The 3,625-nt window shown below is 69.3% G+C and carries 4 protein-coding genes; 1 reads left to right on the top strand and 3 read right to left on the bottom strand.

Annotation, left to right across the window (positions count from 1 at the left end; genetic code table 11):
• The first annotated feature begins 221 nt into the window (after positions 1-221).
• On the top strand, positions 222-827 hold the full coding sequence (locus AB8Z36_RS33785) for a dihydrofolate reductase family protein (protein ID WP_369217204.1): 606 nt from the start codon (positions 222-224) through the stop codon (positions 825-827).
• A 165-nt stretch (positions 828-992) separates the two neighbouring features.
• On the opposite strand, the gene AB8Z36_RS33780 is transcribed toward AB8Z36_RS33785, so the two are convergent.
• The 3 genes from AB8Z36_RS33780 to AB8Z36_RS33770 all read right to left on the bottom strand — a co-directional run bounded on the left by AB8Z36_RS33780 (position 993) and on the right by AB8Z36_RS33770 (position 3,560).
• A complete protein-coding gene (locus AB8Z36_RS33780) occupies positions 993-1,769 on the bottom strand; it encodes a hypothetical protein (RefSeq protein WP_369217203.1) in 777 nt (258 codons plus the stop codon).
• A 344-nt stretch (positions 1,770-2,113) separates the two neighbouring features.
• Entirely contained in the window at positions 2,114-2,269 is a 156-nt protein-coding gene (locus AB8Z36_RS33775; RefSeq protein ID WP_369217202.1) for a DUF6131 family protein, read from the bottom strand.
• 154 nt (positions 2,270-2,423) lie between these two features.
• Complete coding sequence (locus tag AB8Z36_RS33770) at positions 2,424-3,560, bottom strand: FAD-dependent oxidoreductase (protein WP_369217201.1); 1,137 nt, start codon at positions 3,558-3,560, stop codon at positions 2,424-2,426.
• Positions 3,561-3,625: the final 65 nt, after the last annotated feature.

The following is a 3,625-nucleotide window of genomic DNA, read 5'->3' as shown; positions in this document are numbered from 1 at the left end:
GCCTAGGCCCGTCCGGGCGCGCGGGAGACTCGTACCGGCCATGTGTGTGGCAGTGGATGCCGCGGCGGCTGGCAGACCATGATGGACAGGAGGGCGAGATGTTCTGCCCGGCCGCGCGGTGCAGCGTGCGGCCTGGACTTTCGCGCTACTCCACAGCGCTGCCGATGAGTTCCCGGCTCCCCGCCGGTCCAAGTTCGTGACGCCTAGGAAAGGACACCGCCATGTCGGAGCTTCTCGTCGACTTCATCACCTCCCTCGACGGCTACGCGTCGGGAGAGGGATGGCCCGGGTTCTGGGGGCTGGAGGGCCCGGAGTACCTCGCATGGCTCGGCAAGCAGCCCGAGGTCACCTATCTGATGGGAGCGAACACCTACCGCCTGATGTCGGGCTTCGCCGGAGGCGAGGTGCCTGCGGGCCAGGACGAGTTCAGGCCCGAAGAGGAGGCGTCCGTCGACGAGCTCACCCGGGCGTCCAAGGTGGTGTTCTCCTCTTCGCTCAAGGAGCCACTGACCTGGGGCAACTCCACACTCATCCGTGATGACGCCGTCGAGGCGGTCCGGGCCATGAAGTCGAGTGGCTCGGGGCTGCTCAGCACGATCGGCAGCCTCAGTCTGTGCCGGTCCCTGCTACGAGCCGGGCTCGTCGACCGCTTCCGGGTCGTGATGTTCCCGGTGATCACCGGGGCCACGGGCGACGAACGCATCTACGACGGCTATCCGGACGTCGCCCTTGAGATGGTCGACCACCGCACCTTCGACGGCCGCATCCAGCTGGTCGAGTACAAGCCCCGCGTGCTCGAGCACCCGCCGCTCGGCGCTCCTGCGTGACGTCGGCCAATCGCCCGGCGGGGGGTCGTCGTGCCGTTCGCGGCACGCGGTACCGGCCTCCGGTACCCGGCCTCGGTACCGGCCTTCGTGTCCTCGCCGGAGTCCGACTTCGCGTTGCTCGCCCGCGAGCCGCCGGGGCCCGAGCCGCCCTCCGACTGGCCCGGGTCACTGAGACTGGGCCGCGAGGACTTCCTCCGCCATCTCGTAGTCCGTGACCGCCCCCGCGGGCGCGGCCACGCGAAAGGCCTCGCCGAAAGCGGTGAACGTCTCGTCCAGATCCTTGGCCGGGTTCGTGACCCGCAGGAGCAACGGCTTGTCTCCCGCGGCGATGTGGAACTGGACCGACCCGTCCTGCCCCCTGTACGTGATCCGTGTCGTGGGGCGTCCCCCCAGGGTTCCCGGCCGCTGTGTCGCGGTCAGCGCCGCGAGTTCACCCGGAGACGGCAGGCGCTCCTTCAAGTACATGCGCCGTGTCTTGGACGCACACATGTCGCGCATGGCTTCGTAGGGGCCCCCGTCGCGCTTCACCCAGCGGTCGGCCATGACCGCCACGCTCTCCGGGTCCGTCTTGGCCTGGGACGAGAGCATGAGGGCCTTTCTGCTGCCCCGCGTGTAGAGCGCCGACCCGGTGATCACCCAGTCCAGGGTCGCGGCGCCCTTCGAGGCGTGTGTCCTGCACTCGGCTGTGTCCCCGCGCACCGCGCTGTGCATGACGGTGGTGCCCTCACTCGTCGACCGCCGGGTCGAGCGGAGGTACTTCTGGCCGAGCGTCGCGTCGATCGCCTTGTCGATCAGCTCGGCGGCTTGAGCACTTCTGGGCCCGGAACCGTTCGGTGACGCGGATGATCGTGCGGCTTGCCGCTTCTCGCCTGTCGCCGGGTTCTGCTTCGTCGCGGGGTCAGTGGCGCCACACGCGGCCAACGCCGTGAGTGCGGCGGTCACGGCCGTGAGCGTTGTCGCCGTTCTTCGCACGCGCCGCCTGAAGCTCTTCGCTGTTCTACGCATGTGGTTCCCCCCTGGGAGCACGATCGATGGTGCATCCATGATCCGCTACGGGGGTGCCGGGTGGCGGCGCGACCGGCTTGTGGGGGACTCAGCACAGCATGGTAAGGGGCGGTTCCGGCCGCTGGCGTGGTGGCTTGCAGGCCGATGAGCGCGGGAGGGTACGGGGTCGGCCATGAGGGCGCAGGTTCACCCCATGGCCTGTAGCCCATGACAGGGGGGTGTATCCACGACACTGATCACTGGATACACCCCCCGGCCGCGGTGCCGGTCGTAGCCGTCGCCTAGAAGTAATGCTTGCGTCCGCCGACCGCGCGGCCGGTCGCCCCGAGGACCCACAGGACCGCGCCGACCACGACGAGTACCCCGCCGATGGTCGTCAGCAGTGAGATACCGGCCAGCAGGCCGATGACGAGCAGGATGACGCCAAGTACGATCATTACGGCTCCGATGTCCAAAGTCTCTTCGGTGCGTGCAGATCCCTCGGTTGGTCAGGACCGCCGCTGTCATGCTGACCCCCGAGTACCCCGCGTCCCGATTCCCATGCGAACAGGCCTGACGACATGCGGACAGGCCCGGCGGCCGCGCGCCGGATCAGTGGTGGCCACCGCCGTGGGGGTCGTGAGGTTCGTCGGACAGCAGGTCACCGGCGCGACCGTCCAGAGCGTGCTGCATGTCGGCGGAGCGGGGCAGCATGGTCTTCTCGTAGGCGAGCAGGGCGTCGTCGATGGTGTCGCGGTGGACGAGGGCGAGTGCGAGTTCGCAGGCGTCGAGCATGGCGAGATTGACGCCCACGCCGAGCGGGGGCATGAGGTGGGCGGCGTCCCCGAGCAGCGTCACGGTGGGGTTGTGTTCCCAGGTGTGCGGTACCGGCAGGGCGTACAGGGAGCGGTCGACGAAGGGACCGTCGTTGTCCCGGAGGATCTGCCGCAGGCGCGGGGACCAGTCGCGGTAACGCTCCTGGAGGACGGCCCGGATGCCGTCGGTGTCCCTGGCGGTGAGTCCGGCGGCACTGATCCAGTCGGCGGGGACACGCTGCATGAGGTAGACACGGATGTGGTTGCCGCTGTTGCGCTGGGCGAACATGCAGCGTTCGCCGTCCGCCGCCGCGGCAGCACCGTGGCCGATGAGGTCGGCGAGGTCGGGGTGGCGGTTGTCCACGTCGTGGAACCACGCCTCCAGAAGGCTGATGCCGGTGTACTGCGGGATGGCGTCGGATAGGGCGCGGCGCACTCTGGACCAGGCCCCGTCGGCGCCGATGACGAGGTCGGCCTCGACACTCGTGCCGTTGGCGAAGTGCAGGCGGCGGGGGCCCTCGCGGGGGCCTTCCACGGAACGCAGGGTGTGGCCCCAGCGCACGGTGTGCGGCCGGAGGGAGCCAAGGAGGAGCTCGCGCAGCTGCCCCCGGTCGATTTCGGGCTTGAAGCGCTCGCCTTCGGCGGGGATGTGGTGGAAGCCGAGGGCTGCCGTCGCGTGGTTCAGTTGGCGCATCTCCTGCCCTTCGGGGCGGCAGAGGCGGAAGAAGTCGTCGAGCAGTCCTGCCTCACGCAGGGCGATCTGGCCGTTGTCCTCGTGCAGGTCCAGGGTGCCGCCCTGGTCGCGGCCGTCGGGCCCGGTCTCGTGGTCGTAGACGGCGACGGGGATGCCGTGCCGCTGGAGGATACGCGCGCAGGTCAGGCCGCCGGGCCCGGCTCCGATGACGGCTATTCGGGGTGCGGGGTCGGTGTGCATGGTGGTGCTCCGTTCATGTGGTTCATGCAGTCATTCATGCGGTTCATGAGGGGGCGGTTGTGCCG

This window comes from Streptomyces flavofungini, assembly GCF_041028215.1.
Classification (GTDB): domain Bacteria; phylum Actinomycetota; class Actinomycetes; order Streptomycetales; family Streptomycetaceae; genus Streptomyces; species Streptomyces flavofungini_B.
This window is presented reverse-complemented; position numbering and strand designations above follow the sequence as displayed.

Excerpts from the sequence above, each read along its gene's own strand:
- AB8Z36_RS33770 (WP_369217201.1), bottom strand. The coding sequence starts at position 3,560 with ATGCACACCGACCCCGCACCCCGAATAGCCGTCATCGGAGCCGGGCCC.
- AB8Z36_RS33775 (WP_369217202.1), bottom strand. The coding sequence starts at position 2,269 with ATGATCGTACTTGGCGTCATCCTGCTCGTCATCGGCCTGCTGGCCGGT.
- AB8Z36_RS33785 (WP_369217204.1), top strand. The coding sequence starts at position 222 with ATGTCGGAGCTTCTCGTCGACTTCATCACCTCCCTCGACGGCTACGCG.